This window comes from Chryseobacterium viscerum (assembly GCF_002899945.2).
GTDB lineage: Bacteria > Bacteroidota > Bacteroidia > Flavobacteriales > Weeksellaceae > Chryseobacterium > Chryseobacterium viscerum.
This window is the reverse complement of sequence record NZ_PPEG02000001.1, coordinates 382,474-409,000: the sequence shown is the minus strand read 5'-3', so window position 1 is coordinate 409,000 and position 26,527 is coordinate 382,474. Positions and strand designations below refer to the sequence as shown.

Below are 26,527 nucleotides of genomic sequence, written 5' to 3'. Positions count from 1 at the left end.
TTTTAATAGCTTATTATTTTACAATTTCGGGCATGAAGTGAATGCTTTCTTCGTCTTCAGGATCAAGGGAAACACTTTGAGTGGTTGCTTTTCCTTGTCCCCATGCAAAGGCTAGCGGAAGAATGAAAAGGGCTGCAAAAGTAGATGCAACCAAACCTCCGATAACAGCTCTTCCAAGTGGCGAAACCTGATCTCCGGCTTCTCCCAATCCTAAAGCCATAGGAATCATTCCCACAACCATCGCTAAAGCGGTCATTACGATAGGTCTTAACCTCAACGCTGCGGCTTCTCTGGCAGAAAGTAAGGCATTTCCATTATGTTTTCTTAATTGCTCTGCATTGGTAATTAATAAGACCGCATTGGAGATTGAAACCCCGACTGACATGATAATTCCCATGTAGGATTGAAGGTTAAGCGTTGATCCACTGATGATTAATAAAGCCAGAGATCCCACTAAAACCGCCGGAGCTGTTGTCAATACAACGGCAGAAACTTTGAAAGACTGGAAGTTGGCAGCCAACATTAAGAAAATCACGACGATCGCAATGATCAGGCTGCTTTGTAAACTGCTTAAGGTTTCATGTAAAGTCTGGCTCAAACCAATCATTTGGATATTAAGTCCTCTCGGAAGCTCTCCGATATTATCAATAACTTTCTGTACATCTTTTGAAGCTGTTCCCAAATCGGTATGATTAAGGTTCGCAGTAACCGTTAATGTAGGCATTGCTCCCAGGTTGTCGGTTTCACCATAAGTAAAGCTGTTTTTAATGGTTGCTACATCTCCCAAATTCGGTCTGTTGGTATTTTTCAGCAATGGAATTCCTGCAATTTCTTCTTTGCTGTTCATTTTATTTTCAGGAATCTGAACCTGTACATTGTAGCTGTAGCCGGCTTTTTCATCCGTCCATATATTTTTCTCCGTGAACCTTGAAGATGATGTAGAAGCCACCAGCGAACGTGAAACATCAGACATATCAATACCCAATTGAGCCGCACGAACACGATCAACATTGATGTCAAGTGCAGGATATTTTATAGATTGCCCTATTTGAACATCTCTTAAATACGGAATCTTTTTAAGCTCTGTTTCTATTTTTTTAGCATACGCTTCGTTCATGCTTTTATCTCTTCCCGATAATCGTACTTCAATTGGCGTTGGAGAACCTTGGCTAAGGATTTTTTCTGTTAATTCTATCGGTTCGAAAGATAATTTCATATCAGGATTAATGCTTTTCGCTTTCTCTCTGATTTTGTCTTTCAAATCATCCATGTTGGTGTGATAATCTTCATGTAAGCCAACCTGTAATACTGTTTCATGTGAACCCGCCATCCAAAGGTAAATCGGGCTTACTGAGAAAAGAGTAGGGTGTGTTCCTACATATGCAGAGGTGATCGAAACATTATCTTTTCCTACAATTTCTTTAATTCCATCCAATAGTTTTAAAGTTTGAAGTTCGTTTTTTTCAATCCTTGTTCCGTCAGGAATACGCGTTCTTACCTGAAATTGATTTCCATTTACCTGCGGTAAAACATCTCGTCCGATACTATTCAGGAATAAGGCAACCATTCCCATCATCAGTATAATATAAGCAGAAACCAATATTTTTCTGTACGGCATGATCCGGTCTAAAAACTTCAGGTAGCGGAATCGGATTTTCTCAAACAAGCTTACTTTTCCATCACGGTTGCTGTCTTCATTTTGAAGCAGAATTTCTTTCTGGCTCCATGTATCACCTTCGTCACTTAAACCTGCTGCCTGTAATTCCTCGGAATCTGTCAGAATATGTCCGTCTTTTGCTTTGTGATGCTTCACTTTCATGATCCAGTTGGCCATGATGGGAACGAAGGTCTGCGCAAGAAAATAAGAAACAATCATACTGAAACCGATTGCCAGCGCAAGAGGTAAGAACAGTGATCCTGGAATTCCTCCCATCGTAAATGCAGGCGCAAAAACCGCCAAAATACAGAATAAGATCAGCAATTTCGGGAAAGCAATTTCTTTACAGGCATCCCAGACCGCAAGAGACTTCGGTTTGCCCATATCCAGATGCTGGTGAATATTTTCTATGGTAACGGTACTTTCGTCGACGAGAATTCCGATGGCGAGGGCAAGTCCGCTTAAGGTCATGATATTAATGGTCTGACCGAAAAGATTTAAAAATAAAACTGCCGATATAATGGAGGTAGGAATGGTGAGGATCACAATCAATGCACCTCTGATATCCCCGAGGAATAGAATGACCATCAATCCGGTGAGTATGGCACCAATGGTTCCTTCACTCAGTAGGCTTTTAACAGAATTGATTACATATGTCGACTGGTCAAATTCGAAACTGACTTTCACATCATCCGGAAGATTGGATTGAATCTGTGGCAATTGTTTTTTCAAATTCTGAACCACATCCCAGGTAGAAGCATCGGCACTTTTAGCAATACTCAGATAAACGGAACGCCGGCCGTTTACCAAAGCATACCCGGAAGTCATATCTGCTCCATCGGTAACTGTGGCAACATCTCTTAAATAAAGATTCTGAACACTGCCTTTATACAAAGGAATATTTTCAAAATCCTTTACATTTTTAATCATCGTATTAGTTGGAGTAATGTAATACTTGTCCCCTATTCTTACGTTTCCGGAAGGTGCTGTCTGGTTGTTCAGACGTAAAGCTTCCACAAGCTGGTCCGGGGTCATATTATGCTGACGGAGCAAATCCGGGTTGGCATTGATGACCACCGTACGGATATTTCCTCCAAAGGGAGGAGATGAAACAATCCCCGGAATGGAGGTAAATGTCGATCGGACGTACACATTCGCGAGATCAAGCAATTCATTATTTGATCTTTTGTCACTACTCAGAACAAGCTGCCCCACCGGAAGGGTAGAAGCATCAAAACGGATGATAAAAGGAGGGTTGGAACCTGGTGGAAAGGCGGCCTGAATTCTTGTGGAAAACGAGTTTAGCTCTGCTGCAGCCTGTGCCATATCGGTTCCGGGATAGAAATTAATTTTCATTAAAGTTAGTCCCTGAATATTTTTGGTTTCAATACTTTTAATCCCGTTTACGAAGAGAAAAATATTGATGTATTGTTTGGCAAAAAATGCTTCCATCTGTTGCGGGGTATATCCGCTGAAAGGGTGAGAAACATAGATTACAGGTAAATCCAATTTTGGAAAAATGTCGACTTTAATAGAGCTTACAGACCGTAATCCGAAGAAAAACAGCCCGGCAACAATCACTAAAATCGTAATGGGTTTTCTTAATGCAAATCTTATTAAGTTCATTGAAATACTATTGATTATAATTGATATTAATCCTACAGTTCGTTTTCGAAAACAGAGAAGTCCCCCATGGCGGCAGCTTTTAACAATAAAGCATTCCACACATTGGTAATTGCGATATCTCTGTCTGTTTCGGCTCTTACCAGTGCATAAATGGATTGAGACAAATCAACGAGATCTGTTAAACCATTTTTGTAGAGAACAGACCTCTGAATGTAAGCGTCTCCGGCAGATTTCAACTGAACAGGAACCTGATCGTAAATCAGGATGGCATTTTTCCATTTATTATCAGATAAATTCAGCTGGGCTTTCAATTGTTGCTCTGCAAGGTCATATTCATGTTGTAAACCCAGGCTTACATACTCCTGAGCGCTTATTTCCTTTGATAGTCTAAAGGTTTGTGTGAAGTTCCATGAAACACCGATCCCAAGAAGATAGTTGCTTCTTGTAGGGTGGATGCCGTCCCAATAGGAGGTCGAATAGTCATTTTGATTTTGTGCATACCCGTTTCCAAATCCAGAACCTCTTGTCTGGAAAATACCAACCATTGAAAATGACGGGTAATATTGTGTTTTCAGGAATTGTTTTTCCTGTTCACTTACATTGATTCTGCTTTTATATAATGCCAGTAAAGGATGGCTTTCCAGAGTAGAACCCTTTCCTGTAGGGAACTCTTCAGGAATTCTTTTTAATAAAGTGCTGTCGAGCACAAACTCCTGAGCCGGAATTCCCAGCAATTGGGCGAGTTTGTTTTCCTGTTCCTGCTCGTTGTCTTTTGCTTTGGTGTAGGTAATCATTGCATTGGCGTAATCTGCTTTTGCAAGGGATAAATCTACTCCCGGAACAATGCCGTTTTTTTCTTTTACCTCAACGATTCTTCTGATGGTATCGGTTCTTCCGAGATTTCGGGCATAGGAAAGCTTTAATTTTTGAGCAGCTAAAACATTCAGATAAGCGGCTGTGACTTTTACTTTGTGCTGGAAAATTTCATCGGACACATCTTTGGTGTCTCTCTGATTTTTAGATTCTGCAACTTTCACTCTTTGTTTGGCTTTTCCAAAAGAGAAAAACTCCCAGTTGACATTGGCTAGATATAAGGCTCCGAAAGAAGCATTCCAGTTTTGATCAGGGAGCGGAAGTCCGGATGAAGCAGCTCCATATCCTCCGAAACCATATAAAGGACCGTTTTGTCCGTTGACTGTTCCGTAATCCTGTTGAATACTGATGTTAAGATTAGGCAGGTATTGCCGTTTTGCCTGCTCCATCGATTCCTTTGATGATTGGCGGTAAGATTCCTTGGCTTTGATAGATCCGTAATTTTGAACGGCCGTTTCCAGCGCAGACTGAAGTGTGAGAACTTCCTGTGCTTTTACGTTGTTGACAAAAAGGACAGATAATAATGCGAGAATAAAAACTCTTGAAAGCATTTAACGTATTTTTCTTTTTTCAAAGTAAAAAATACATTTTGAAGCAAATTTGAAGTTGGAAAAAATAATGAAAGCAGCGGTTATTTAGCAAAATTTACTATCTGTTCTACACTTTCAAAAGCCATTGTGTTTTCAGTTAATATCCTTTTAGAAATTGAAGATTTGTGTACTTTGGCATTGTCGAAATATATGGTAATACTGTGCCATCCGTCTGCAAAATCATAATGAACAGAAAAGTCATTTACCTCACAGATTTGTTTCACAATAGAAAGTCCGAGTCCTATGCTTTCTTGGGACTGATTGCTTTTTTTGAATCTTTTAAACAGTTCCTGTGTGGGAACATGGGGTGGCAGTCCGGTGTTGCTGATCTGAAAGCAATTATGAGTTAAATTGATTTCAATTTTCCCTCCTTCAAGATTATGACGGATTGCATTTGAAAGGAGATTGCTCAGCAAAATCTCTGCTAATGCCGGATGAATTTTGACAAAAACACTCTTTTCGCAATTTCTGTTTAAGGTAATATTCTTCAGGGCGAGATGATCGGCATACATGCATAATGCTTCTCTTTCCACACGGCAGAATTTCAACTCATCATCGGTCAGGAATTCGTTGTTGTTAAGCTTGGTCAAAAGAATTAATGAACGGTTTATTCTGCTCAGTTTATCAATGGAGTTTTGAATGTCGGTTAATAAAATAGCTTGATTTTCATTAATCTCTGTTTGTGAAAGCAATTCAATCTTGTTCTGGATAATGGCTAAAGGTGTCTGAACTTCATGCGAAGCGTTTTCTGAAAACTCTTTCACGGAAGCATAATCCTCCAGGGCTTTGTCTGTCATTGTTTTCAGAAATTCATTTAATTTTTTAAACTCTTTTGTGCTTGTGGGTAAAAGCTGCAGGCGTTCTTTTTTCTGAATACTGAATTGCTGCAATCCATTGATGGCATGGTGAAAAGGTTTTAAAATAAATCGGGATAGAATTCTTGCGGTAATGAAAACAATAGCTGTGATTAATAGTACTTTCCAGAAAAAAGCAACCAGCATTCCGTCCATGATCTGTTGGGTAGCGGTAATATAACCGTATGAAGATATCCTGTAAGTTGTATTGCCAACTTTTGCGTAGGAATTGATCAGGATTTTACATTCATTCTTTGAAACGCCTTTGTTTTCCAGACACGTGTGAATAACCTGAGGTTCTGCGGGGATATTTTTTCCTTTAAATAAACTTACAGAAATTGGAAGTCCCTGGGAAGTTTTTGCGGGAATTTCTCCTTTTTTTATCTGGTTGATGACGTAGTTGTTGACGTTTTTAAGTCTTTCGATTTCAACACTGTCAAGGCGATGTTTTATACTGGTGTACGAAATATACATGCTTACAGGGGTGACAAGCAATACAATAGCGATAAACCAGACTGATATTTTATTCAATAAATTCATGAACCATTATATTTTAAAGCATTAAACTTATAGCCCAAACCGTAGATGGTTTCGATATAATCATTTCCCTGGGCAGCCCCTATTTTTTTTCTCAGATTTTTGACGTGCTGATACACAAAATCAAAATTAGCCAAATTATCTGTATAGTCACCCCACAGATGATTGGCGATGGACTGCTTTGATAATACGCGGTTTTTATTGACAAGAAAATAGAGCAATAATTCAAACTCTTTTTGGGTAACTTCCAGTCTTGCTTTATGAATAGCAACCTCGAATGTATCTGTGTTTAATAGTATTTCATTGAATTTGACTTCACTGTAGCCATCCATTTTTTTCCTGCGGTAAACGGCTCTTAATCTGGCATGCAGCTCTGGGAGATGGAAAGGTTTTGTAATGTAATCGTCGGCTCCTTTTTCCAGTCCGTTTATCTTGTCGTCTAATGCATTTTTAGCAGAAATGATGAGAATTCCGCTGTTAATTTTTTCGGTTTTAATGTAATTTAAAATATTCAATCCGTTTCCGTCGGGCAGCATAATATCCAATAAAATACAGTCATATGAATTGAAGCTCAGGCGTTCCAGGGCTTCACTGTAATGGTAAGCACATTCACAGATATAGTTCTCGCCTTCAAGGTAATATTCCATGCTTTGGGCGAGTTCTTTGTTGTCTTCTACGATGAGGATTTTCATAATGAAAACAAAGGTAAAATTAAATTCTGTATCAATTTTGAAGTTGTGGAAGTCTTTGTCTATTAGTATTTTAAATAAAATAAAAAATTCCCCGGTTTTCCGGGGAATTTGAACTAATATGGAACTTTACAGAGGTTATTTTGTAAATAACATTTCTCTGTATTTTGTCATTGGCCAAAGCTCATCATCTACCATCATTTCCAAAGCATCTGAAGCTTCTCTGATAGGATCGAATAATGGTTTTACTTTGTTGCAGTATTGTTCTGCCTGTTTTTGGCTGTCTGATATATTTTTTGCCGTTTCTCTGGCTTTAAGAAGATCTTCAACACCAAGCTTGATTTTAGAAACATTTTCAGAAATGCTTGTAATTAAGCTCATCTGTTCTTTCGCCAATGGCTTGAAATCTTTATCTCCGAAAATCTCTTTAAGACCTTTTACGTTTTCAATCAATCTGTTCTGATAGTTTAAAGCAGAAGGAATGATGTGGTTTCTTGCGATGTCACCTAGAACTCTTGCTTCAATATCAATAACGGTAGAATATTTTTCTAATTTGATTTCGTTTCTCGCTTCAACTTCTCTATGGTTGAAAATTCCCATTTCCTCATAAAGGTCTAAGAATTTTTTGTCCATTTCCTGTTTAAGAGCTTCCGGAGTCGTTTTCAGGTTGTTCAACCCTCTTTTCTTAGCTTCTTTTGCCCAGTCGTCAGAATATCCGTCACCTTCAAACATGATGTTCTTAGATTGCTTGATGTACTCTCTTAATACATTGAAGATCGCTTCATCTTTCTTTAATCCACCTTCGATAAGGGTATCTACTTCTTTTTTGAAGTCGTTCAGCTGCTTCGCTGCAATAGTGTTCATTACAGTCATAGATTCTGCACAGTTAGCAGAAGAACCTACAGCTCTGATTTCAAATTTATTTCCTGTAAATGCAAATGGAGAAGTTCTGTTTCTATCAGTATTGTCTAATAAGATTTCAGGAATCTTTCCAACTACGTTTAATTTTAATTCTGTTTTCTCTTCCGGAGATAATTTTCCGTTGGTTACTTTTTCAAGTTCTTCCAATACGCTGAACAACTGACTTCCGATAAATACGGAAATAATTGCTGGCGGAGCTTCGTTGGCACCAAGTCTGTGATCATTGCTTGCAGAAGCGATACTTGCTCTTAAAAGATCTGCATATTCATGAACAGCTTTAATCGTGTTAACAAAGAATGTTAAGAACTGTAAGTTTTTCTTTGGATTTTTTCCCGGGCTTAATAGGTTTTCCCCTGTATCTGTTGCCAAAGACCAGTTGTTGTGCTTTCCGCTTCCGTTTACTCCTGCGAAAGGTTTTTCGTGGAAAAGAATATGGAAATGGTGTTTATGAGCGACTCTTGCCATGATGTCCATCAACAAAGAGTTGTGGTCTACAGCAACGTTCACTTCTTCAAACATTGGAGCAAGCTCGAATTGGTTTGGTGCAACCTCGTTATGTCTTGTTGTTGCAGGGATTCCCAATTTCATACATTCGATTTCCAACTCTTTCATGAAGTTCATTACTCTTGTAGGAATAGAGCCGAAATAATGGTCATCCAGCTGCTGTCCTTTTGCAGGAGAATGTCCTAATAATGTCTTACCTGTTAATACAAGGTCCGGACGTGACTGGTATAATGCTGAATCAACTAGGAAATATTCCTGCTCCCAACCTAAAGTAGGAGTTACCTTGGTAACGTTTTTGTCAAAATACTGCATTACATTCGTAGCAGCATCATCCACAGCGTTCAATGATCTTAAAAGAGGTGTTTTGTAATCTAATGTTTCTCCGGTATAAGAGATAAAGATTGAAGGAATACACAATGTGGTTCCCATGATGAATGCCGGAGATGTAGGATCCCAAGCTGTATAACCTCTTGCTTCAAAAGTATTTCTGATACCTCCGTTAGGGAAAGATGATGCATCAGGTTCCTGCTGGATTAGCATGCTTCCACTGAATCTTTCAATCGCTCTTCCTCCCTCAATTGGGGTAAAGAAAGAATCGTGCTTTTCAGCAGTAGTCCCTGTTAAAGGCTGAAACCAGTGCGTGTAGTGAGTTGCACCTTTGCTCATTGCCCAGTCTTTCATCGCTACCGCTACCTGATCTGCGATATGTCTCTGGATCTTAGTTCCTTTTTTAATAGCATCCATAATAGAATTGAATGCTTCTTTTGTTAAATATTCTCTCATTGTTTCTTCTGAGAAAACATTTTTGCAGAAAAGTTCAGATAATTTTGCAGGGATTTCGACAGCGTTGTCTTTTCTGAAATCCTTAAATGGTAGGGTTTCTAATGCTTTGAATCTTAAGGTTGACATATTTGGGTGATTTTTTACAGGGCAAATTTACAAAAAAAATGAATTGAAAACATTTTAACCCTAAAAATTTTAGGGGTGTTTTGAAAATTTATATAATTTAAACACTTGTTTGGTGTTTTTTAAGAGGGGTGGTTTATATTTAAGTTTAAAAATGAATGCCTGTAAATCCAGAAATAGGAACTTTTACTGTAATGTGCTTTTAAAAATAGATCTCTTAAGAGGAATCATATTAATAACAACTTTCATGACCACTTATGCCTGTATAAATATAAGAATAAAACATGGATATTCAATTTTACATTAAATAATTAAACAAAAAGGAGAGCAAATAGATCTTAAAATAGATCTTCTTATCAGTAGGTTTTAAACAACTTATTAAAAGACAGTTAAAATAAGATGGGCAAAGATTTTGTATATTTGTGTGAAATTTATTTTATGACAAATTCTAGAGCAAGAGAGACAACAGAAGCTATTGAAAGATTATACATCTCTATGAGACATTTATTTTATAGAGGATTTTTCAAGCCGGGAGGTGTTTCAGGAGAAAGTATCAGAAGTTTGTTGAAGACGATCAATCCGGAAATTTATGGAACCATGAATATTCCAAGCAAATTGGAACTTGACGGTTTGATGTATGTATTAGACAGACTTCCGGAAGGGATTGAAGAATGTGCTTTTATTCATCTTACATCTGATGAAGGTTTTGATAAAGGAAGTTTCGAACCAATTGTTCCAAAGAAAAGAAGAAGAAACTGTTATAGAATAGACGAACACCAGATGAATATTGAGGTTCTTTTGGGCCGTTCCGAAATTTATGACATTCTTACCCACCTTACCTTTTTATTTATAGAAGCGGATAAAATCCGTAATCTGGCTTTCATTCAGAATGAAAACTGGAAACCGACACGTGCTTTCAAGATTATTGAAGAAGTTGTGAAAGGGGAAAAGAAATTCAGCAGAAAAGAAAAAGAAGTAGCACTTATTCATCTTTCTTCTTTAATAGGAAGATCTTTTGATGAAACGTTAAGAGCTTATAATACTTTTGGTGATGACGATAATCCTGATCGTTTATTCAAAATCATCTACAACTTAGGGAAAGTAAGTCTTGAGGATGCAAAAGGTAGCAGAGAAAGAGAAGTTTATTTCAGCGCTATATTAAAGGAAAGAGTAGGACACCATTATTTTGGTGAGAAATGGGCCAACAAAGTGAAAGAGGTTTTATTTGATAACAACCTTCACATGCGCCCGCTTCATATCATTTCTGCCAACATGCACTCTGTGAAAAATATGCTGTACGCCAACAATGCAGTTAAAAAGAAACAGCATCATGAAATTGACTATAAACTGTACGAAGAGATTTCGAACAAAAAAGAACTTCGTGATAAAGTTTTAAAATATGCGCTGGATGAGGGAATGATTCATATTGCTGACAAGAGTGGAAGTAATATCGATGTTCAGATCATTGACCTCAGCAAAACAGACTTAAAGAATACACCGTTTGCAGACTGCAAGTTTTCAGGAGATGATGTGGTAATGGTATTCGATTATGCTTTTGGCGAGCAGGCTTTCGAAGTGATGGATGAGCTGTTGAGACCTTTTGAGCACAAAGGGGAAATATATATGATGAAGGTGAAGTCTGTGTCTATCATGGGGAAAGCGGGAATTCTTACAGGAGCAAAAGGAGATATTATGATTCCTACTTCTCATATTTTTGAAGGAACAGCAGATAACTATCCATTTGAAAATGCATTAAAGCTTGATGATTTCAATGATGATGAGCTGAAAGCTTTTGAAGGGCCTATGATTACCGTATTGGGAACGTCACTGCAAAACAGAGATATTTTATCATACTTTATGAATACTTCATGGAAGGCAATTGGTCTTGAAATGGAAGGGGCACATTATCAGAAAGCTATTCAGGTGGCTTCTAAAATCAGACACCACATTTCACCGGATCTTTTTGTGATGTATGCGTATTACGCTTCTGATAATCCGTTGGAAACAGGAAGTACATTATCTTCAGGAGGTCTTGGTCTTACAGGAGTAAAACCAACTTATCTGATCACTCTAAGAATTCTTGAAAAGATTCTAAGAAGTGGAAAGAAAGAAGCTTCTGCTAAAAAATAATGATAATTCACTATTATAATATCAACCTCAGATGTATTTTGCATTTGAGGTTTTTTGTTGAGCCATGTCAAGGTTTTAAACCTTGACATGGCTCTTTATTGTGTATCTTAGAAAATAAAAATTTTAACACATGAGTTCAGCATCAGAGTTATCAAAAAGATTTAGGGAAGTATTGTTAGATGGTCTCTGGATTGCCAATACGAATTGTAAAGATCAGCTTTCGGATGTGAGCTGGGAACAGGCAGTGGCGAAGATAGATTCTTTGAATACCATTGCGATGCTCACTTTTCATATCGATTATTATATCGCAGGGATGGTGAATGTTTTTGAAGGCGGTGATCTCGAGATCAAAGATAAATTTAGTTTTGATCTTCCGCCCATCGAATCTCAGGAACAGTGGGAAGACTTATTACGTAAATTATGGAACGATTCTGAGAAGTTTGCTGTACTATTGGAGCAGATGCCGGATTCTAAACTTGATGAGGTATTTGTGGATGAGAAGTACGGAACTTACAGAAGAAATATAGACGGAATGATCGAACACTGCTATTATCATCTGGGACAGATTACTTTAATCAAAAAACTATTAAAAAGCAGATAAAAAGATATACACAATCATTGTAAATAAAGCTCAAAAAAAGAATTTAACAATCAGGCTTAAAATCTATCTAAAACCATATCAAACAGAATAAAATCTCAGAATAACTCCTATTTGAGGTTCTTATTTAAATTACCTAACTTTAGAAAAAATAAAATTTTAAATGAGAAAATCGGCTGCAATCATTTTTGCGTTTATCATTTCACAATTTCAGGCTCAGCAAGGAGCTTATTATCAGCAGGCTGCGAAGTACAAGATGGATATTGATGTAAATGCTGAAAAATTTACCTACCAGGGAAAACAGACTTTAGAATATACCAATAACTCACCCGATGAGTTGAAGGTGGTGTATTTCCACTTATACTGGAATGCTTTCAAGCCCAATTCTATGATGGACCAAAGAGTGGCTTCCCAAGGAAAAAATGGTGACGGAAGACTGCAGAAAGACGGAATCTCAAGATTGGCTTCTATTCCAAAAGATCAGGAAGGTGTTCAGAATATCCACTGGATCAAACAGAATGGAAAAGACCTGAAGTTTGAAGTTCAGGAAACTATTATGAAAGTATATCTGGCAGAACCCATCAAGCCCAATTCTACCACGACCTTTACGATGGACTGGGATTCTGTGATTCCTCAGCAGATCAGAAGAAGTGGACGAAACAACAGAGAAGGAGTAGACATGACGATGACGCAATGGTACCCAAAAATTGCAGAGTACGATTATGATGGCTGGGCAACTTTTGACTATTTGGGAAGAGAATTTCATGCGCCGTTCTCCGATTTTGATGTTACCATTAAAATCAATAAAGATTATGTTGTAGGAGCAGGAGGGATTCTTGAAAACCCAACCGAAGTAAAAGGCTATGATGCCAATGCTAAAATAAAAGCAGAAAAAGATAAGAAAGTAACCTGGAAGTGGACTGCAAAAAATATCCTTGATTTTGCATGGAGTGCAGACAGAGATTATTCTGTAGAAAGCTTCAACGTTCCTGAAGGGCCAAAAGTATACCTGGTGTATCAGAAAAATGATAAAACAAAAGCATGGGGAGAGGCACAGCCTTATATCACCAAATATTTCCAGATCATGAATTCTCACTTTGGAAAATATGTATATCCTACCTACGCATTTATCCAGGGAGGAGATGGCGGAATGGAGTACGGGATGTGTACCATGATTTTAGGTGAAGCTAAAAATGTTAAAGATCTATTGGGATTAATGGCCCACGAAGGATCTCACTCCTGGTATCAGCAGATGTTGGCAACCAACGAATCTGTTCGTCCGTGGATGGATGAAGGCTTTACAAGCTATGCAGAAGGATATACGATGTATCAGTTATTCCCGGAAGATCTTCCGAATCCTTTTATGGAAAGATTGGATGCTTACAGAAAGTTTATTAAAAAAGGAATTGAAGAACCTGCAGTTTGGCTGGGGGATCACCATGATAACGGGAATGCTTATACGTATGCATCTTATGTAAAAGGAGAATTATATCTGGTACAGCTTGGCTACATTATGGGAGAGCAGAATCTTGCAGAAACCTTAAAGCAGTATTATGATCAATGGAGTATGAAACACCCTTCAGACAGAGATTTCCTTCACATTGCACAGAAAGTTTCCGGGATGGATCTGAAATGGTTCCATAACTATTGGATCAATACTACAAAGACGATCGATTACGGAATCAAGGATGTAAAATACGATGCAAAATCTACAACCATTACCTTAGTCAATAATGGTCAGGTTCCTATGCCGATTGATTTTGGGGTGATGACCACTGATAAGAAAATAGTGACTTACCAGATTCCATTGAATATGACCCATACATGGAAAGAAAAAGACATCTATGGTGATTTTAAAACAATGCCTTACTGGCCTTGGACTCAAAAAGAATATACGCTGACGATTCCTTACACAAAATCTCAGCTGTCTGTTTTGGGAATTGATTTTAGCCAGAGAATTGCAGATGTGAATATGGAGAACAATTTTGTTGAAGTAAAATAATTATTATAACCTATAAAAAAAATCCACAGATGAGTCTGTGGATTTTTTTTATTTTATTCCGAATTGCTGTACCATCCAATGATTCGGATGATTTTTAATAAGATCTTGCCTCAAGGCTTCATCTTTCGTGTTTAAATAACTATAAACCTTTAAAGGAACAGAATCAGGATATTCTTTTAATCCGTTTGCAACAGTAATTTTTACTTCTTCCTTTTTTGGACCGCTATCTAAGGCTTCTGCTTTAAAAATGTAAATGATTGCCGGGAGCTTTCCATACACTTCTTTTGTTTCACTTTCCAGAAGACTCATGATTTCAATCTGAAATTCAGGATTGGGACTTTTTCCTTTTGTTACTGCCTGGCTGATATGCTGCTGATACATCAGGAGAAGATATAATAAGTGCATGTTTTTGGTGTTAGTATCAGAGACTGCTTTTTCCATTTTGTGCATAAACTCAGGAGTCATTTCGTCATTTTCAGCCTGAAGATTCTTTTGATAAAGCTCATCCATCAGATCATAAACTACTCTATCATTAGTGTCAATTTTTGATTGATTCTTTATTTTTTGAAAAACGGTTGTTATTGCAGAGCCAGACTGCGCAAAAATAGAGACACTAAGGCATAATAAAGTACCGAGGATCAGTTTTTTCATAAGAGGTTTTGAATAAAGTTGTGTATTTAAATATACTGATTTGTTTTAAAGAAAGAAAAAATAAATAAATCATTGTAATTTAGTTTGATAATGACAGATTCTTTTTTTTAAAATTATTAAATTTATTCCCTCAAAATTAAGTAAGAATCTCAGTTATAGATTATGGGGTTTCTTCTGAAAAATATGTCAATGAATTCAATCGTAATCAACGTAGGGAACAGCAATATCCGATTTGGGCTTTTCAATGGTGATAACTGTGATATTTCGTGGGTCATCAATACAAAACCCTACAGAACGGCAGATGAACTGTATGTACAAATGCTGATGCTTTATCAGACCTATAAAATTGATCCAAAAGATATTGATAAGGTCATTATCGGATCGGTGGTACCCCAGCTTACCAAAGTAATGAGCTCAGGAATCAAAAAAATTCATGGAACTACTCCTGTGATTGTTGACAGAGGAACTCCTTCGGGAGTTCAGGCAAAATCAAAGCAGATGGGGACAGATATCTATGCAAACCTTGTGGCAGCACACAATTTGTATCCAAACAGAAAGAAAATTGTCATTGATTTCGGAACTGCACTTACAGCAAGTTGTGTAACAGAAACGGGGGAGACCTTAGGAGTGATTATTGCTCCGGGAATTGTAACCTCACTCAATTCACTGATCAACCAGACCGCACAGCTTCCGGATATCGAACTGAAAAAGCCAAAATCTGTTTTAGGACTGGATACGGTAACCTGCATGCAAAGCGGAATGGTATATGGTTTCCTGGGTATGGTAGAAGGTTTTGTAGACCGAATCAATGAAGAAGTGAATGATGACTGTTTTGTAGTTGCTACTGGAGGGGTTTCTCATATCTATAAACCTTTGACAGATAAAATTCATGTGATGGATAGGCTTCATACCTTAAAAGGGCTTTATTTCCTTGGAAAAGATTTGTAAACTTAGAGAATTAAGAACAGATGCTTAGCTTGAACCTCAGCTTTACTATTTAATATAATGAAAAAGTTCCCCGTACTAGAAACCGAAAGATTGATTCTCTCCCAATTGGAAGAGAATGATATTCCTTTCATCGTTGAATATCTTCAGCATAGAATTTTTTCTGATCTTACCTCCAATATTCCTTATCCGTATATGGAAAGTGATGCTATATCCTGGGTGAAAATGTCAAAAGAAGTTTTTGATGACAATACCGGTTATACCTTTGCTATCCGGAATAAAGACGGTCAAATTATAGGAGCTATCGGGCTTCATGACAGAGATGATGATAAAGCAGAGCTGGGCTATTGGATCGGAATTCCTTACTGGAATAAAGGATATGTGACTGAAGCAGCAAAAGCGATCGTGGATTTTGGTTTTAAGGATCTGGAGTTCAATAAAATTTTTGCAACTCATTTTCTTCACAACCCTGCTTCCGGAAGAATTATGGAAAAAATAGGAATGGAGCAGGAAGCTATTTTAAAACAGGAAATGAAAAAAAATGGTGAATATTTTGATATTGTGAGGTATTCTATTTTCAAAGACTGATTCCGGAAAAGTATTTTTACCATTTCGGACATTATAAAAACAAAAGCAGAGAATATTGAAAAATACTCTCTGCTTTTTTATGTTATGATTAAAAGTCTATCTTTTGCTTTTAAAAAAATCTTTCACGATAGAAGAGCACTCAGCTTCCATAATACCCGTGATAATTTCTGTTTTCGGGTGCAGAGAAAGATGTTTATTAATAAATCCTCTTTGTTCATCCCTTGCTCCAATCACCACTTTTGAGATCTGAGACCAGGAAAGGGCCCCCGAGCACATGACACAAGGTTCCATCGTCACATAAAGCGTACAGTCCTTTAAATACTTTCCTCCAAGGAAATTAGCTGCTGAGGTGATGGCCTGCATTTCTGCATGAGCGGTAACATCATTCAATGTTTCTGTAAGGTTGTGAGCTCTTGCAATAATGCGGTTATTAGAAACCACTACGCATCCAATAGGGACCTCATCTTTTTCTAAAGCGGCTTCTGCTTCCTGCAGTGCCATTTTCATATAATATTCGTCAGTAAACATTTAATTTAATCAAAGTTTAATGTTAAAGGAACGCTCATATAAGCCCTCTCTGGTTGTCCATTTCTTATCGCGGGTTCCCATTTCTTTTGAATGAGTAGAACTGCAAGCTCAGCTTGTTTGTTGAAATTTTGATTTTCGCCAAAGCCTTTTGCTGTAATAATGCTTCCATCTTTTTCTATAATGAATATTACAATACTTTGGAGTTTCCCTTTCCCATTAATAGCATTAATATTGAAATGATCAATAATCTCTTTTTTAAAGGCCTCCATTCCGTCAGGGTAATTAGGATGATAAACGACCTTACTATCTTTAAAAGATGTTATATTCGCATCAGAGATTGGATAAACAGATTGTATCTTTTTTATCTCTTCTTGATATTCTTGCTCTCTTTTAAGTTCTAGAGAGCTTATGTCACTATCTTTTTTTATAGTTATTTTAGCGCGTTTTCTTAAAGGAACTTTTAAAACTTCATCTAGGTAAATGTTTTTTACTTTCTGAATTTCGAGATCATATTTTTCTTTAATGAGCCTAAGACCTTCTGTCTGCTGTGAAAAATAAAAATTAAGGGTAAAGAGCAGAAATAAACTGCAGTATTTCTTCATTAGTCTGTCATGGTTAAAGTTAAAGGAAGAGTAAAACGATAGATCGCCGGATCACCTTTTATCATGGCTGGAGAAAACTTTTCTGCCAGAGAATACAGTGCAATTTCGGCCTGTCTGTTGAAGGTAAAATTATTTCCCTGCGCATGAACATTGCTGATGGTTCCATCTTTTTCTACAATAAAAGCAACATCTGTTTTTACCATTTTTTCTTCAGAATACACCCCGTCAATGTATAGCAGATTGGCGACTTCCTGTCTCAAAGAATTGAGTCCACCGGGATAATCGGCAACCTTTTCTGCATCCAGAAATTTGTCAGATGCCATGAGTTTGGGGCTCTTGATAGTATTGAGATCTTCCAGGTTTCTAACCCTTAACAAAGCCCCAATCAGTGCATTGTTTTCAATGCTGTCCATTTTTTTCATAAAAAAAAGGAAATCTCCTTTGATCTCTAGCTTCTTTGCAGTATTGGATTCTGCATCAAATTTTTTCTTGAATTCTTTATTCAGCATATTTCTGTGCTGGTTGTAATAATTTTTTACAAGCTTAAATTCTTCTTTCTGCTGTGACAGTAGAAAAGAAGAAATAAAACAGCTGATGCCAATGAATAAAGTTTTCAATAAGGGTATATTTATGTAAATATAACAAAAAATATGACATTTATTTCTTATTCTCAGCTTTCAAGATAACGGTTTAAAGATTCCTGCAGATGATTGCGGATGTCATCAACTAAAGCTTTAGGTTCCAGAACGGTTACTTCTTTTCCGTAAGAAAGAATCTCCTGCATGAAATCGTAGGTATGATGGAGAAAAAACTCAAAATAGATCTCTTCCGGAGTTTCTTTGGTTTCCTTCTGTGATTGATGAAGAGGAAAGCTTCTGATATATTCTCCCTGATGGCGGCTGCATTTCAATACGATATTTTGTGGTTTCTGTTCTGCAAGATTCATCACTCCAAAAGCGTTTTTGAAATGCTCTCTGAAGTTATATTTATACTTCTCTCTGAACTGATTTTTAGCCACATCCAAGTAATTGATTCTATCAAGACCGAATGATTTTAAAATCTTATCTTTTGTATCAATAGCGATTAGGTACCATCTGTCTTTGGATTCTTTTAATGCCAAAGGATGAACCTTTCTGGAGGTCATTAGTTTGTTTTTGTAATTGTAGTGCTCAAAAGTGACAACCCTTTTATTTCGGATGGCAAAAAAGAGATCATAAAAATTTTCCACACCAGTAGGTTTCCGGCTTTCAAAAAAGATAAAATCAGAAAAATTGGGATGGGTATTCATGGCGTTGCTCACCTGAAAAGATTCCAGTAGTTTTTGGTTGTATTCATCCACTTCCATGATCGGGCGGCTCTCAATATAATATCGGTTGTCCCCCTTTTTCTTGTTGTGAATAGAAAGATTGAAAAGGTCAGAAATCTCACGGATATCCCTCTGCAAGGTACGGATAGAGTAGCTCTTGATTTCTGCATCCTGAAATTCAAAAGAGTTTAAAAGATAGTCCTCCAGCTGAGAATAGGTAGCCGGAGAACTTTCTAATCTTTTAATTATTAAGGCATATCTTGTCAGATAAAAGTCTTTCTTCATAGTAAAGTTTTGTAAGACAAATATATGTGCTTAATGCGACAAAAGGTGTCGTGTTTTATTTTTTTGTAAATATGTATTCATTTTCAATATTCTCTTAATTGCATATAATAATGTATATTTTAATTATATACTTTTAAAAGGAAAGTAATTACATAAGCTTATCAATATTGTTTTTTTTAATTACTCCATTTTCTCTCATTTCGTAGACAATATCACCTTGAAAATCAAAAAAATAATCTTCTTTTGGATATATGTCGGTGGTGATTTTATGAATAATTTCTTTTAGCATTTTTTTCCAAGATTGAGGATCTGCATCTTTTTGTAAAAGGTCGAAAGATATTTGAGAAGAGTTCTCCAAGTCGATATCTAAATATTCGTCTTGAAATTTTCCTCCTTCATACCCATGCTTTGTGGAGTATAAATTGGAGACCAATAATATATTGTTTTTATACTTATTGATAAGTTGAGTGAGTTCTTGTTTCTGTTCTAAATTTTTTCTAAACTTTAAATGATATGTAATTGACATGATTTTATTTTAGTTTTAAATAGTTAATATCTCCTTGTTTAGTTATGTAAATAACTTCCTTTAGTCCTTCTATTTCCCAATCTAGAAATTGTTTTTGGAGTTTTGGAATATCTCCGTTCCAATTTTTCAAATTTAAAACAATTCTGTTGGTTTGGTCTTTTTTTACTTTGTCAGAAATTTCAGTCCATATACCTCTAACAGCTTTATTACTGTTGTAAGGAGAATAGCAGTCAAAGATCTTTCCTTCAATAATATAGTCTGGGTTTTTTAATGTTGTTGAGATAGATGGGTTTTGCTCTATATCAAATCCTTTTTTAGATAAAATTTCTGCAGCTTCATTTTCTAATATTAATGATGTTTTTGTTGCATCATCTAAATTATCAGGTATTTTTGTTATGCGTCCTTTTGGTTTAGCATTCGGCATTTCACCTTTACTAGGATTAGTCTTGTTTTCAGTATTTATTATTTCATCTAGTTCCTTTTCTGCTTTTTCAAAGGCTTCTTTACTTTCCTTTTTTGCAGACTGTTCTTCTAGCTTTTTAGCAAAATCATCAGATTGCTTTCTTAGTGCTTCATAATAACCATCCAAGTATTTTTGATATTCTCGTTCTGCTACTAAATCTTTTTCAGCCGCCGCCCCTGCTTTTTTTAATATAGAAGCTTCCTCTGCAGCTTTAGCTGCTCGGCCAGCTTTCAAAGCTGGAACAAGAAATGTAAGTATGTCAGGAGTAAGTTCTCCCAGCTTTTTATACCAATAATATTGGTTGGTGCCGTACTTCAAATACCAATCAGGGAATTCTTTTAATGCTATAACAAGCTTTGTCCAAAGCTTCTTTATAAAATCTTCAAAGTTAAAAACAAGCTCATTTAAAAGATTTTCAAAAGCCTCCCCCAGTGCATCAGTAAGTACAAAGCCAATACCATCTCTTGCGATGATCATTACTAAAGAGACTAAATCTATAAGCCCAGCTACAAATTCTAAACATCCATTCCAAAGACCTACTAAAAAAGCATTGAGATTGTAAATCTCGTTAAGCATTTCTCCCTCGGGTAAAAGTTCATCAAACTTTTTGAGCCCATCATCTAATAAAGAAGAAAATTTTTCAAACAAATATAATAAAACATTATTCAGAATTTCTTTAAATATTTTTTCTACGACTGCATCGTTTTGATTGAATTTTGAAATGTTGTCAATCTGTTGCTTAAACTTATTTTTTATAGATTCCTGTATTTCTTTTCTATTTTGAGGAACGATACCATTAGGCAAAAAGGCAGGAGTGAAGCCTTTATTCAATAAGGCATTCCAGTATTTTTCTTCTTCATATTTTTTGGTCCTCATCCAATGAGAAAATTCCAGAATCTTTTTAGGAATATTTAAGCCTAAATATTTGTCTCCTTGTAAAAAGAGTAAAAACCATGACATATCATCAAATTTCTTTTGATTAAAATCATATTTGATAGCTTTTACTAAAAGATCTTTTAATTCTTTTGTATCAAGTTTTACTTCTTTACTAGCCTGAACAAATTCAAGATTTGGGTTATTTTTCACTTCAAAAGGCCGTTTTAGAAATTCTTCAGCTAATTCTTCCTCATCTGTTTGCCCGAAAAATGGATATTGAAAGTGAAGTTTTTTTATTGCTTCCACTCCTAGTTTTACCCGCACAATTTTTCCAAAATCAAATTTTCCATCATCGGTTTCAATAAAAAATATAATTTCATTATTATCCGGTTTTACTTCAGGATTCGCATAATGTTTTAAAACTTCCTGACCGTCAGGGTTTGCGTAGACTTTAAACTTTATGTCTTCCCAATCCTCGCTAATGGTGTTATTGTAAAGTGCTGATGCTGAATAATTAAATTTTTTGGAAAGATCTATAATACTAAAACTGGATTCATTTAAAATTCTTGCCGGGCCATAATCTGCAATAGCCCAGGAAGGTAATTGCTTTTCCCAATATTGTCCAAAAGGACTATTTTTAAAGGCACTTATTTCCTCAAAAGTATTTTTTTTATTGTTAAATAAACTTTGTTCAAACAATCCATTTTGAATGTTCTCTTCTGAAAGTAGCTTAGACATGGATAGATCGCTGCTCCCTTTATTGTTTAATATATCTAAACTCATTTTGTGATTTTTAGGTTAAAAAAGACGAGAGTTTTACCCCCTCGCCTTTAATTGATTGTTCTATTCAAAGGATCGTTACTTATTGATGAGTTCGTTTTCTGGAAAAATCATCGCAAGTTTATTGTTGGAATAATGCTCTTTTATTGTTTGTTCATCTAGAACAAGAAGATCCAAATAGTAGTCTTGATCAATCAATGCATGAGCATTTTTAAGTTTACATTTAGCTTGAACCAAAACATCCCAGTCTTTTCCTTCCAGCGTATTCCATTCATCAAAGGGAACCCGGCCTCTGCTTCCGAAAAGAAATATCTTTTCCACAGCAGTTATATCATCAATCTTATCCTTTAAGGTCGTGAGGATATAAGGCAGCACTTGATCGTGCTGCCAAATAGCCTCGAGTTTTACTCGGCTCATGGTTATGTTTTAGAGAATTAAATTAAAAATCTTGATAGAGATAGTTTTTCGTGATATTCCTGAGAATCAATAAACTTATCATCTTTGTCAAACAATCTGTTTGAGGAACCGGTGAAAAAGTCATCGGCGAATTTCAGATAATTAATTCCATCAGTAGTAAACGCTAATGTATCTGACATTTCTGAATAAGGAGGTTTAACAAATTTGAAGTTTTTGATTTTGTCAATGTCTACTCGGATTGTAACTCCATTCTTTGGATTGGCAAAGGCTTCAATACCATCTATTTTTGAAAGTCCATCCGCTAAAGTTCCATAAAGTTTCACGAGCGAATCTGTTTTGGACCATTTTGCATCTCTTACGACTTCAATGGTTTGTCCCATACATTCGTATTTTCTAGGAAATTCACCTGCATTATCAAGATCACCGATGGTATCATAAGATCCTACCATGTCTAAATTTTTTAGTGAAAACTGGATCTGCTTAATGCTTGATTTATTTCCCATTAAAGAATTATCTTTCACAAAATTGCTTTCAGTGATAACATCTCCAGGAACTTCAAAATCGTTAGGATCTTCAGCTGTAAAAGGTAAAGCGTGTCCTACTTTTAAGCCGATGCTTTCTGCCTGAAGAATATTTAATGGAGTAGGAAGTCTCGTAATCCAAGCTTTTCCTTGTTTTTCTCCTTTTGGCTGCTTCATTTCATCTACAATAGACAAGTAAAGCTCATCACCAATGACAGGAACTTCTCCACCACTCCAGATTTTTCCTGTTGCCATATAGAACTGGACAGCATCTTCAAATCCCGGGCGAACGGTTGCAACTACTCTTGCCATACCACTTTGTAAGAACGCTCTGAATAATGGATCTACATCTTCGGCCTGATAAAGGTTAGCCCATTCTGTTTTGTTAGCCCAATAATAAGGATACAGATAATAAGAGAGGTTTTCCCATTCAAAAGCCTGTTCCATGAACTTAAGGAAGGCAGTATATTTATCCAGTTTTGATGACAAATCCGTTTCATAATCTGTAAAAGTGCTCCCAGTTGTTAATCCTGCCATACCATATCCTTGCGTAGAATTGGCTGATCTGTTGATCATATAAGATATACAATTTTTACGAAGAACCGTGTTTTCAATCTGACGATAGAATCCTGGGTTAGAGCCTTTAATCTGGATGCCTGTAGCTTTTTCTTCAGCTATTTTCTGCTCGTAAATTGCTAATGCTTTTTCGTAGCTGTCAATGATGGCTTTGAATGTTTTTTGGAACCATGCGTTTCTGGCTTCAGGAGTTAATTCTAAGTTCAGTTTTAGGGTTCCCTGCATAATTGGACTTTCCCCTGTGGCAAAACTAAATTCCAGTTTATTTTTGATGTTAAGGGTAGTAGTCTTTCCACTCATTTGCGTACTGTTGGGTGAACTGATCCAATAAGTACCTTGCCCTCCAATAGTCATGAAAGCCTGATGAGCTCCTTTGAAGCCATGTGGATAAGTCTGGAAAGTATAATCAACATCTTTTAATAAATAACCCTCCGGAACTTCTACTTCTCCGTTACCATTGACGATCTGAACTTTATCATCATCTTTTCCTCCAAAGTTTCCGTCACGTCCACTAAAGGATTTACTGATAGCAAAAGATTCAGCAGGTTTTTCATCAATTTCAGCATTATATTTACTCACCCAGTGCTTTAATGCAGCGTCATTACTTAAGAAGGTATAATTCTCCAAAGGTAAATTGCTTGCTTTTCTAGGGTCTTCAGGCTTTACAAGATCACTTTTTGTTGCTGAATTATCCAGAGTCATACCCAATGTATGAAGTTTAGCCGGCTGAGGAATCATAAACTCAAACATCAGACGTTTTCCATAATTATAGATCTGGTTTTTCATTAGTTTGTCAACCCAACGGAAAACACCGACAACGTGTTTGTCTCCTTTCGTATTATCAAAGCCGTGTTTGTTGTTTTCTTCAAACTCCTCAATGATTTTTTCGATCCTTTCCTCATGAACTTTGGTCACCACTCTGTCTAATGCTCTTGCTGTAACATCTTGTGCCTGAGTGAGTGCTTGTCTTGTACTTTCCTCTTTGGATGAATGACTGGCATATCCTCCTGCAATTCCTGTACTTATAGATCCACCACCTGTCAGCTTCCATTGAGCATCAAAATGTGCCTGTACATTGGTATCCCTGGATTCCTGCATCATTTTGGCAATTTCAGTCTGCATTTCAAATCTGGTAGCAGTCGTTGTATCTGTAAGTTTCTCTCTTTCAGTATCTGAAGAGGTAGTAGTTGTGTTTTCGCTTCTTCTTAGCCTTCTTGTTGCTTTTTCGCGATATTCACGAGCCATTACGTTTTCAATATGAGCGACTTCTCCTTCTACATAAGCATGAGTAGTTTGCTCTACCTTAAGATAATCTGCAATCCCAATTTGTTTGAATCCAAATCCTGAAGGAATGTAGGCATCATCCGGCTCTTCGATAGGGTCCTTAATTTCATTTACAAATTCAAAAGCGGACGTGTAGCAGGATTTCATCGTGATGATCCTTGGATTGAAAGCAGTTACTTTACCATTTGTAAAGGTGATCTTAACATCCATTGTGAAGTTCTCAGTCTGAGGGATGTATACCCCGTCTGTAGTTGCAGATGCTAATAGTTTACTTAAAAAGATCTTATTTCCAACACGGCTTTTTTCAAAATAAGTTCCAGAAATAGGGCCTGCATTGGTGTAAAAAGTATAACTCATGCTGGCTACATTCCAGGAAGCATCAGGTACATCAATAGATAAATCCAGAGAGGTGAGTCTCATTATAAATTTCGGACATAACTGATACGTAAAAGGAATGGTTTCTACTCTGGAAACAGGAAGCAGGACTCCGCCAATACTGGTATAGGATTCAGAATTATCTATGATGTTATCTAAGATAAGCTTGTTGGCTTTTTCCGTTGCATTTGAAATAATATCTTTTACTTCAGAGAAAGTATTCCTGCCTGCCAGTAAACTATCGATGGTCCCTGTATTGTCCATTTTTGCTTTTACTGGTTCTGAAAAATCATAGTCTAAAAGAGACAAAACGGTATCAATGCTACTTGGTTTCAATACATTGACAAGTGTTCTTGCATCAATTTCAGGACGGAATGGGAATTCGAATTTAGGAAGTTTCGGATAAGGAATTACTTCCGGCTGGTGACAAGGGTCTGCAGGGTTATAAGGCTGGTCAGGTTTTCTGATCTCGCAGAACTTTCTTCTTGCTTCTTCTACATGGGCATAATATTCATCAATGATTGATTGATTTTTGTCATTATGCTCTTCTTCACTTCTTTTATATTCCTGTGCATACTCTTTATTATATCCTGTTTCAATAAGAGAGATCTCTTTTGTTAAAACTTCGTATCTGCTAAGTAAAGCTTTCGCTTCCTGAATCTTTTGCTGCTTTTCCATGTAAGAAGAAGGAGCGGTAATTTCTCCTGATTCTCTTTCTGCCATTTTTGAAGCAAGACCAATAGGATTAGCATCCGGAGTATCCAGCATCAGTTCTCTTGGAATTACAACTCTTGCAGATAAAAGCTCCCTCACTTCCTCTTCATTAAATGCTGATTGGTTGGGCTGAAGTGTATGCGCTGCAAGTAGAATCTGCATCAGTCCTTCCTTAACATAAAAGTCTTTTTGAGTGGCAATCTGATAAATTAAGTTATTCCATAAATTGATAAGATTGGGGAAAGTATAAGAAGGAGCGGTTGTTACTTGTCTCGTTTTCTCATTAAACTGATTAGAAGTACAGGTGTTTTTGTTTTTAACAAGCCATAAAGCATAGTCATATACGGGTGCATAAACTTGTTTCAGAGTTTTAGTATCCGGAATGAAATTACTGTTTTGTTTATACAGTTGGGCCCTTTCTTTTAATACTCTTAGTTTAGAACCATTGTTTGAAGCCACAGGTTTGTAGAAAGAATCATCGTTTTTTAAGCTATCCGGAATGGTGATGAATTTTTTGTTTTCCTTTTTTTCATCAGGAAGTTGCGGGCTTCTTAAGCTTACAAATCTGAAAAGTGTTTGTGATGGGGTGTTGTCAGCTGAAGAACCAGCCATTTTGTTTTCAGTATTACTCATTTTGTAATTTTGTTAGGTATTTTATTAATTGAGTTAAAATTTTAAAACTTCTTTTTAATAGATAGGTCTCAGGTTGTAGTCTTATTTTTTTAGGTGGTTTCAGACAAAAGATATCCACCTTTGTTCTTGATTTTCAGATTCATTATTTGTTGTTTTTTTAGAAATTTTCAGACATAGTTCTGGCTGTCCAGCATTTTTGTGAATGGTGAATTCAAAGGTGTTGAGAATGTTTAATGAAACTGCTGTACGCGTATTAGAGAGATTTCAAAGGTAATGTCGGACAGCGTCAGAACTTGTCGTGTTTTAAATTTTTATTTAAAATGTATCTTCTTCAAGTGTGTCTTCTTCAAAGTCTCCTCTGAAGAAATTTTCAATGTCATTGAGATAGTTTTCGTAATCCATCTCAGTATTTTCGATATCGCTCCATTCTATTGTATAGAGATCTTCATCGAAGAGTGTATTGTGATTGGGTGTTTCTATATTTTGTGTTATAAGGTGTTGGTTATATTTTGAACATACTTCAGGCTGTTCAGCATAGGCGAATGTTGAATTCAATGGCTTTTAAAAGTT

Annotated in this window: 20 protein-coding genes; 5 read left to right on the top strand and 15 right to left on the bottom strand. The window is 36.4% G+C overall.

Annotated features, from left to right (window positions below; all coding sequences use genetic code 11):
- Window positions 1-13: 13 nt before the first annotated feature.
- The 5 genes from C1634_RS01850 to C1634_RS01830 all read right to left on the bottom strand — a co-directional run bounded on the left by C1634_RS01850 (window position 14) and on the right by C1634_RS01830 (window position 9,160).
- Entirely contained in the window at window positions 14-3,283 is a 3,270-nt protein-coding gene (locus C1634_RS01850) for an efflux RND transporter permease subunit (protein WP_103231753.1), read from the bottom strand.
- Window positions 3,284-3,315: 32 nt separating this feature from the next.
- Entirely contained in the window at window positions 3,316-4,707 is a 1,392-nt protein-coding gene (locus C1634_RS01845; RefSeq protein WP_109737819.1) for a TolC family protein, read from the bottom strand.
- A gap of 80 nt (window positions 4,708-4,787) precedes the next feature.
- Window positions 4,788-6,140, bottom strand: a complete 1,353-nt coding sequence (locus C1634_RS01840; protein WP_109737818.1) for a sensor histidine kinase — start codon at window positions 6,138-6,140, stop codon at window positions 4,788-4,790.
- The gene (locus tag C1634_RS01835; RefSeq protein ID WP_103231756.1) at window positions 6,137-6,829 is read right to left on the bottom strand and encodes a response regulator transcription factor; all 693 of its coding nucleotides are present in this window, start codon (window positions 6,827-6,829) and stop codon (window positions 6,137-6,139) included. The genes C1634_RS01840 and C1634_RS01835 overlap by 4 nt, the downstream gene beginning before the upstream one ends.
- A gap of 135 nt (window positions 6,830-6,964) precedes the next feature.
- Window positions 6,965-9,160: a glutamine synthetase III family protein gene (locus tag C1634_RS01830; RefSeq protein WP_109737817.1), complete on the bottom strand. Its 2,196-nt coding sequence runs from the start codon at window positions 9,158-9,160 to the stop codon at window positions 6,965-6,967.
- A 435-nt stretch (window positions 9,161-9,595) separates the two neighbouring features.
- Here C1634_RS01830 and C1634_RS01825 point away from each other — a divergent pair, with 435 nt between their 5' ends.
- From C1634_RS01825 to C1634_RS01815, 3 genes are all read left to right on the top strand, one after another.
- On the top strand, window positions 9,596-11,287 hold the full coding sequence (locus C1634_RS01825) for a DUF6909 family protein (RefSeq protein ID WP_103231765.1): 1,692 nt from the start codon (window positions 9,596-9,598) through the stop codon (window positions 11,285-11,287).
- Between the two features lie 130 nt (window positions 11,288-11,417).
- Window positions 11,418-11,888 carry a DinB family protein gene (locus C1634_RS01820; RefSeq protein WP_103231758.1) on the top strand — a complete coding sequence of 157 codons (471 nt, stop codon included), beginning with the start codon at window positions 11,418-11,420 and terminating at the stop codon, window positions 11,886-11,888.
- Window positions 11,889-12,048: 160 nt separating this feature from the next.
- Entirely contained in the window at window positions 12,049-13,887 is a 1,839-nt protein-coding gene (locus tag C1634_RS01815) for a M1 family metallopeptidase (protein WP_103231759.1), read from the top strand.
- Between the two features lie 48 nt (window positions 13,888-13,935).
- Here C1634_RS01815 and C1634_RS01810 read toward each other — a convergent pair whose 3' ends face one another.
- Window positions 13,936-14,538 (bottom strand): hypothetical protein, encoded by a 603-nt coding sequence (locus tag C1634_RS01810; protein ID WP_103231760.1) that lies wholly within the window; start codon window positions 14,536-14,538, stop codon window positions 13,936-13,938.
- A 189-nt stretch (window positions 14,539-14,727) separates the two neighbouring features.
- On the opposite strand from C1634_RS01810, the gene C1634_RS01805 reads away from it, so the two are divergent.
- Both C1634_RS01805 and C1634_RS01800 read left to right on the top strand, forming a co-directional pair.
- On the top strand, window positions 14,728-15,486 hold the full coding sequence (locus tag C1634_RS01805; protein ID WP_103231766.1) for a type III pantothenate kinase: 759 nt from the start codon (window positions 14,728-14,730) through the stop codon (window positions 15,484-15,486).
- 57 nt (window positions 15,487-15,543) lie between these two features.
- Window positions 15,544-16,071 (top strand): GNAT family N-acetyltransferase, encoded by a 528-nt coding sequence (locus C1634_RS01800; protein ID WP_103231761.1) that lies wholly within the window; start codon window positions 15,544-15,546, stop codon window positions 16,069-16,071.
- Window positions 16,072-16,167: 96 nt separating this feature from the next.
- Here the strand turns inward: C1634_RS01800 and C1634_RS01795 are convergent, their stop codons facing one another.
- The 9 genes from C1634_RS01795 to C1634_RS01755 form a co-directional block, all read right to left on the bottom strand.
- Window positions 16,168-16,599 (bottom strand): nucleoside deaminase, encoded by a 432-nt coding sequence (locus tag C1634_RS01795; protein ID WP_047376259.1) that lies wholly within the window; start codon window positions 16,597-16,599, stop codon window positions 16,168-16,170.
- 5 nt (window positions 16,600-16,604) lie between these two features.
- Window positions 16,605-17,201: an energy transducer TonB gene (locus C1634_RS01790; protein WP_103231762.1), complete on the bottom strand. Its 597-nt coding sequence runs from the start codon at window positions 17,199-17,201 to the stop codon at window positions 16,605-16,607.
- Window positions 17,201-17,818, bottom strand: a complete 618-nt coding sequence (locus C1634_RS01785) for a hypothetical protein (protein ID WP_228409934.1) — start codon at window positions 17,816-17,818, stop codon at window positions 17,201-17,203. Before C1634_RS01785 ends, C1634_RS01790 begins: the two co-directional genes overlap by 1 nt.
- 53 nt (window positions 17,819-17,871) lie before the next feature.
- Window positions 17,872-18,792, bottom strand: a complete 921-nt coding sequence (locus C1634_RS01780; protein WP_103231763.1) for a helix-turn-helix transcriptional regulator — start codon at window positions 18,790-18,792, stop codon at window positions 17,872-17,874.
- 148 nt (window positions 18,793-18,940) lie between these two features.
- Window positions 18,941-19,318 carry a hypothetical protein gene (locus C1634_RS01775; RefSeq protein ID WP_109737816.1) on the bottom strand — a complete coding sequence of 126 codons (378 nt, stop codon included), beginning with the start codon at window positions 19,316-19,318 and terminating at the stop codon, window positions 18,941-18,943.
- A gap of 4 nt (window positions 19,319-19,322) precedes the next feature.
- Window positions 19,323-21,440: a CdiA C-terminal domain-containing protein gene (locus tag C1634_RS26270; RefSeq protein WP_228409932.1), complete on the bottom strand. Its 2,118-nt coding sequence runs from the start codon at window positions 21,438-21,440 to the stop codon at window positions 19,323-19,325.
- A gap of 75 nt (window positions 21,441-21,515) precedes the next feature.
- The gene (locus C1634_RS01765; protein ID WP_109737815.1) at window positions 21,516-21,854 is read right to left on the bottom strand and encodes a hypothetical protein; all 339 of its coding nucleotides are present in this window, start codon (window positions 21,852-21,854) and stop codon (window positions 21,516-21,518) included.
- A 17-nt stretch (window positions 21,855-21,871) separates the two neighbouring features.
- Window positions 21,872-25,957 (bottom strand): hypothetical protein, encoded by a 4,086-nt coding sequence (locus C1634_RS26245; RefSeq protein WP_185145109.1) that lies wholly within the window; start codon window positions 25,955-25,957, stop codon window positions 21,872-21,874.
- A 315-nt stretch (window positions 25,958-26,272) separates the two neighbouring features.
- Entirely contained in the window at window positions 26,273-26,512 is a 240-nt protein-coding gene (locus C1634_RS01755) for a hypothetical protein (protein ID WP_103233127.1), read from the bottom strand.
- Between the last annotated feature and the right edge of the window lie 15 nt (window positions 26,513-26,527).